Here is a 6,062-nt window from a genome sequence, read left to right on the forward strand (position 1 = left end):
CAACGCGGCGAGCGCGCGTGCCAGGCGTCGCGAGCCTGGGGGCACCTCCCACGCCCTTAGGGCAGTGGGGGAGGGACTTTCGAAACACGCCCTAGAGCCGGTTCAGCCCTTCTGGCAGCTCGGGCACCAGAAGAGGTTGCGGGCGGCGAGGTCGGCCGTGCGGACGGTGTCGCCGCAGAGGTGACAGGGCTGGTGGGTGCGGCGGTAGACGTAGACCTCGCCGCCGTGGTCGTCGACGCGGGGCGGGCGACCCATCGCCTCAGGGGTGTGTTCCGGGCGGACGGTGTCGATGCGGTTGTCGCGGACGCCGTCGCGCATGAGGGCGACGAGGTCGGCCCAGATCGCGTCCCATTCGGCGGGGGTGACGTCCCGGCCCGCGCGGTACGGGTCGACGCCGTGCCGGAAGAGGACCTCGGCGCGGTAGACGTTGCCGACGCCGGCGATGACCTTCTGGTCCAGCAGGAGCGCGGCGATCGTCGTCCGGCTGCGGGAGATCCGACGGTAGGCGGCGCCGGGGTCGGCGTCCTCACGGAGCGGGTCGGGGCCGAGCCGGGCGTGGACCGCCTGCTTCTCGGCGTCGGTGATCAGGGCGCAGGTGGTCGGGCCGCGGAGATCGGCGTACGACGTCCCGGTCGCGAGGCGGAGGCGGACGGTGTCCGTGGGCGGCGGCGCGGGGGCGTCGCCGAAGGCCACCTTGCCGAAGAGGCCCAGGTGGATGTGGATCCAGGAGGGCTCGACGCCGAAGCCGAGGAACAGGTGCTTGCCGTGGGCCTCGGTACGGGTCAGCGGGGTGCCGGTGAGGAGGTCGGCGGCGTCGCTGAACTTGCCCTGGGGGCTGGTGAGGCGGGGTGCCGTGCCGGCGAAGCGGGCGGCGTAGTCCTGTGCCAGCCGGTGAATCGTGTGCCCTTCCGGCACTGCGCGCCGCCCTTCCGCCGCCGTCGTCTTCCTGGCCCTGACCATGACCCTGACCTTGGTCACGGCGCTCGCCCGAGCCTGCCCCCGCCCGGGCCGGTGGGCCGGGCGGGGTGAGGGGGTTACTGCTGGGGGTGGTGGGGCGGGATCGCGGGCAGTTCGCCCGTCGTCTCGTAGTCCGACAGCATGTCGATGCGGCGGATGTGGCGTTCGTCACCCGAGAACGGGGTGGCGAGGAAGGTCTCGACGAACTTCGTCGCCTCGTCCTGGGTGTGCATCCGCCCGCCGATCGCGACGACGTTGGCGTTGTTGTGCTGACGGCCGAGAGCCGCCGTCTCCTCGCTCCAGGCGAGGGCCGCGCGCACGCCCTTGACCTTGTTCGCGGCGATCTGCTCGCCGTTGCCGGAGCCGCCGATGACGATGCCGAGGGAGTCGGCGTCGGCGGCCGTCCGCTCGGCGGCGCGGAGGCAGAAGGGCGGGTAGTCGTCCTGGGCGTCGTAGATGTGCGGGCCGCAGTCGACCGGGTCGTGCCCCGCCGCCTTCAGCCATTCGACGAGATGGTTCTTGAGTTCGAAGCCGGCATGGTCCGAGCCGAGATACACGCGCATGGGATGAGTGTGACACGCGTGTTGCGGGGTAGCAGCGCCGGGTATCGGGCCCGAAAAACCTACGTGCCCCATTAGAACCTCAGGAAAACCTCAAGTAACGATCCGGATTCAAAGGTTCCCGAATTCGAATGCCTCGGATTCACTGGACCGGCTCGTACACCCCCTGGTACGGCCCGTACATCCGCTCGTACGGGAGACACACCCCGCGGCGCAAAGGAAACCCCGTTCCATGACTTCGCAGCCGACTCTGACTAAGGCCGAAAACGGCCCCGGAGGTCCCGAAGAACCCGGGCCCGGTCTGCAGGCGGGCCTCAAGAACCGCCATCTTTCGATGATCGCCATCGGCGGCGTCATCGGTGCCGGACTGTTCGTTGGATCCAAGACCGGCATCGCCACCGCCGGGCCCGGCATCCTCCTGTCGTACGCCCTCGTCGGCACGCTCGTGGTGCTGGTGATGCGGATGCTCGGTGAGATGTCCGCGGCCAACCCCACCTCCGGCTCCTTCTCCGCGCACGCCGACCGCGCGCTCGGTTCCTGGGCCGGCTTCTCCATCGGCTGGCTGTACTGGTTCTTCTGGGTCGTCGTCCTCGCGGTGGAGGCGACCGCGGGCGCGGAGATCCTCGAGTCGTGGATACCGGCGGTGCCCCAGTGGGGGTGGGCGCTGATCGTGATGGTGGTCCTGACCGCCACCAACCTGGTCTCCGTGGGTTCCTACGGCGAGTTCGAGTTCTGGTTCGCCGGCATCAAGGTCGTCGCCATCGGCGCCTTCATCGTCGTCGGCGGGCTGGCCGTCTTCGGCCTGCTGCCCGGCGTCCACAGCGACAAGGCCGGCCTCGGCAACCTGACCGAACACGGCGGCTTCCTGCCCAACGGACCGGGCGCGATCCTCACCGGTGTGCTGCTCGTCGTCTTCTCCTTCATGGGCAGTGAGATCGCGACCCTGGCCGCCGGCGAGTCCGAGGACCCGCAGCGCGCGGTGACGAAGTCCACCAACAGCATCATCTGGCGTATCGGCGTCTTCTACCTCGGCTCGATCTTCGTCGTCGTCGCGCTGCTGCCGTGGAACGACCCCTCCATCAAGGAGAAGGGCTCCTACGTCGCCGCGCTGGACTCCCTCGGCATCGGCAACGCCGGTCAGATCATGAACTTCATCGTGCTGACCTCGGTGCTGTCCTGTCTGAACTCCGGTCTCTACACCGCTTCCCGGATGGCGTTCTCGCTGGGCCGGCGCGGCGACGCGCCCAAGGCGTTCGCGCGGACGAACAGCCGTGGCGTGCCGATGGCGGCGATCATCTCCTCTGTGGTGTTCGGGTTCGTCGCGGTCTTCTTCAACTACAAGTTCCCGGACTCCGTGTTCCTCTTCCTGGTCAACTCCAGCGGCGCGGTCGCGCTGTTCGTGTGGCTGGTGATCTGCTTCTCGCAGCTGCGCATGCGGAAGATCATCCAGGCGGAGTCCCCGGAGAAGCTGGTCGTGCGGATGTGGCTGTACCCGTACCTGACCTGGGCGGCGGCCGCGCTGATCGTGTTCGTGCTCGGCTACATGCTCACCGACACCGAGCACGACGGCCGGGAGACCGTGCTGCTGTCGCTGCTCGTCGCGGCGGTCGTGATCGCCATCGCCTTCGTCAAGGAGAAGGTGAAGGGCAAGGGCAAGACCGCCGCCGCCGGGGTTCCGGCCGCGACGGAGGACACCGTCCCGGCCGAGAAGTAGCGGTACGTCCGACCGGACCGTCGAAGGGGCCCGCCCGTTCGGGCCCCTTCGTGCGTTCACAGCACGGTGAAGCTGTCCTTGACCCTCTCGTACGTCCGCAGCGCGCTCGTCTCCACGGCCGGCTGATACCAGGTGTTGACCTGGTACGTCGTCCCGTCCTGCGTGAAGCCCTGCAGGACCGCGTGCCAGGGGACGCCCCCGAGGGTGAAGGCGTACTCCCACACGACCGCCGGCCGGCCGCGGAACGTCGTCTCCTCCAGGCGGATCTTGCGGTAGTCCCGGCCCTGGCGGGCGTTGCGCTCGGAGGTCCGCCAGGTCTCCATCAGGTCGCCCCGGGCCAGGGACGACTTGGCGACGAGTTCCTGCGCGCCGTCCGGGGAGGTGTAGTGCACCTCCGCTCCCGTCTTCACGTCCCGCCGCCACCCCCGGGGCGTCGCCCACGCGTACCCGCCGGCCTCCTGGTGCGCGCCCGGCGGCAGACTCGGCGGCCGGTACGTCCCCGCCACGGTGGGTGAGGGACCGCCGGAAACCGCCGTGGCGGTGGGGCTGCTCGTCGTGCCGGGAGCCGTGACCGCGGGGGTCGGCGGCGAGGCGCCGGCCCGGGGGGCTCCGGCCCCGCCCGCGGACATCGCGGCCCACACCAGCGCCCCGGCCACGCTCACGGCCCCGACGCCCACCGCGGCCGACCGCGCCGGGCGGCGGCGCCGGGCGGAGCCTGTGGATCCGCCCGGCGCCGGCGGGTCCGGGCGGGTGACCGTGGGCGGGGCAGGTCCGCGTTCCGTCGCCACTCGTGCCCGGCCTGCCCCGCCCGTCCGGTCCCCGTGGTCCGCCCGGTCCGGGGGGACGGGCGGCTCCTCCCCGGGCCGCCCGCCCGCCCCCGCCGTGTCCGTCCCCGCGCCGAGCGTCCCGGCCGGGTGCGCGGGCAGGGTCGGGCTCGGAGCGGGGAAGGCCACCGGCCGCAGGGCTCCCTCCAGGGCGTCCAGGTCGGCGCGCAGCGACGGCTCCTTACGCAGCGCCGCCGTGAGGCTCTCACGCAACGGGCCCGCGCCCGAAGGAAGTTCGGGCTCCTCGTAGAGCACGGCGTGGAGCGTCGCGAGGGTGCTGTCGCGGGAGAAGGGAGAGTGCCCGGCCAGGGCGGCGCAGAGGGTGGCGCCCAGCGACCAGACGTCCGAGGGCGGACCCTGAGGCCGGCCCGAGACCCGTTCGGGAGCCATGTAGTCGGGGGAACCGACCAGCATGCCGACCATGGTGAGCGCCTTGGCGTCCTGGATCGCGGCGATGCCGAAGTCGGTGAGGACCACGCGCCGACCACCGTCGTCCATGAGGACGTTGCCCGGCTTGATGTCACGGTGCAGGACGCCCCGCGCGTGCACCTGACGCAGCGCCGCGATCAGACCGAGGCCGATCCGGGCTGTCTCCCGGGGGCCGAGCGGACCCTCCTCGGCGGTGAGGCGCTCCAGGGAGCGCCCGGCGACCAACTCCATGACGATCCACAGGCGTTCGCCCCCGTCCACGACGTCGTAGATCCGTACGACGCTGGGGTGGTCGATGCGTGCGGTGGCGCGGGCCTCGCGCAGGGCGCGTTCGCGGCGGGTGCGGCCGTCCTCGGCGTCATGGCCGTCGATGCGCATCTCCTTCACCGCGACCACTCGGTCGAGCATCTCGTCGGCGGCGCGCCACACCCGCCCCATTCCCCCCTGTCCGATCACTTCGGCCAACCGGTACCGGCCCGCCACGACAAAACCCGGGACACCGCCTTTCCCCGTGTTCCCAGCGTTTTCCGGAATTCCTGGGTTCCCCGCAGTACCCGGCAATTCGCTGCACCCCCTCCATTGCCCGACCCCTGGAACACAATGGTCACACTCAGTGGCGTACCAGCATAGTGCGGTGAAATCTTGTGGTACCTCTTCAAGTACTGCGAATTCAGGTGCAGCCAAGGGGGACGAACATGAGTTCTCGTGGTACGACGACCATCGCCGGATCGCTGATCGCGGCGTCTTTCTCGGCGGTGATGATCCTGGCCCTTCCCGCCGCCGCGGACGACCCGGGGCCCGGGTCCGGCAAAGGGGGGAAAGCCGTCGACGCGGCGCCCGCGGGCGTCAGGCTGAGCACGCTGCTGCCCGAGCGGATCTCGGTCGACAACGCCTCGCACGAAACGGCGATCACCGCCACGGTGCGCAACGAGGGGACCGAGGTCAGCGGCGACGTCAGGCTGCTGGTCGTCGGATTCGACGGGCTGACGGTGAAGAACGTGCCGGGGTGCTCCGCGATCGAGCGGAAGGACCTCCCCGAGGGCGCGAACAGCGGTTTCGCCTGCCCGGTCGGTCAACTCGCGGCCGGCGCGTCGAAGTCGTACGCGGTCGCCGCGGTCTTCGACACGGGCCGGAGGGGGAGGATCTGCCTGCCCGTCCAGAGCGGCGACGGGTCGAAGACGTTCTGGCAGCAGGGCCCGGTGCCGTTCGGCACGACGAACCCGTCGCCGAACGCGCCGGCGACGCCGCTGTTGCTCGGCACGGACAACACGCCCGCTGCGCCGGGCGGCGACGAACTGCCCCGGACCGGGCCGGCCGTCCTGCCGTGGGGCGCGGCCGGAGCGGCGCTGATCGCGGTCGGCGCGGCCGGACTGCGCTGGTCACGGCGGCGGCCGCAGGGGCGCGAGGCCTGAGCCCGCCGGGTGTGAGCGCCGGGACGCCACGGCGACCAGTGAACGGCGAACGGCAGAGGCCCGGGCGGGGCCCGCGCGCGGGGCCGCGCGGGGCCGGTACGGGGGCGGGGCCGGGGGCGGGCCCGCCGGGGGCCCCCCGGGCGCCGCCATGCACGCGGGGGGGCGC

General features: G+C 71.6%; 5 protein-coding genes. 2 read left to right on the forward strand and 3 right to left on the reverse strand.

What is annotated here, in order from left to right:
* Positions 1-102: 102 nt before the first annotated feature.
* A complete protein-coding gene (locus tag ACIRS4_RS36060; RefSeq protein WP_404204167.1) occupies positions 103-915 on the reverse strand; it encodes an Fpg/Nei family DNA glycosylase in 813 nt (270 codons plus the stop codon).
* Between the two features lie 119 nt (positions 916-1,034).
* Entirely contained in the window at positions 1,035-1,520 is a 486-nt protein-coding gene (locus tag ACIRS4_RS36065; RefSeq protein ID WP_404204158.1) for a ribose-5-phosphate isomerase, read from the reverse strand.
* A 229-nt stretch (positions 1,521-1,749) separates the two neighbouring features.
* Between ACIRS4_RS36065 and ACIRS4_RS36070 the strand changes: the two genes are divergently transcribed.
* A complete protein-coding gene (locus tag ACIRS4_RS36070) occupies positions 1,750-3,231 on the forward strand; it encodes an amino acid permease (protein ID WP_404204160.1) in 1,482 nt (493 codons plus the stop codon).
* Positions 3,232-3,287: 56 nt separating this feature from the next.
* On the opposite strand, the gene ACIRS4_RS36075 is transcribed toward ACIRS4_RS36070, so the two are convergent.
* Positions 3,288-4,922 (reverse strand): protein kinase, encoded by a 1,635-nt coding sequence (locus ACIRS4_RS36075; protein ID WP_404204162.1) that lies wholly within the window; start codon positions 4,920-4,922, stop codon positions 3,288-3,290.
* 257 nt (positions 4,923-5,179) lie between these two features.
* On the opposite strand from ACIRS4_RS36075, the gene ACIRS4_RS36080 reads away from it, so the two are divergent.
* Entirely contained in the window at positions 5,180-5,896 is a 717-nt protein-coding gene (locus ACIRS4_RS36080) for a hypothetical protein (protein ID WP_404204165.1), read from the forward strand.
* The last annotated feature ends 166 nt before the right edge of the window (positions 5,897-6,062 follow it).

The sequence above is a fragment of the Streptomyces sp. NPDC101166 genome, from assembly GCF_044768125.1.
GTDB lineage: Bacteria > Actinomycetota > Actinomycetes > Streptomycetales > Streptomycetaceae > Streptomyces.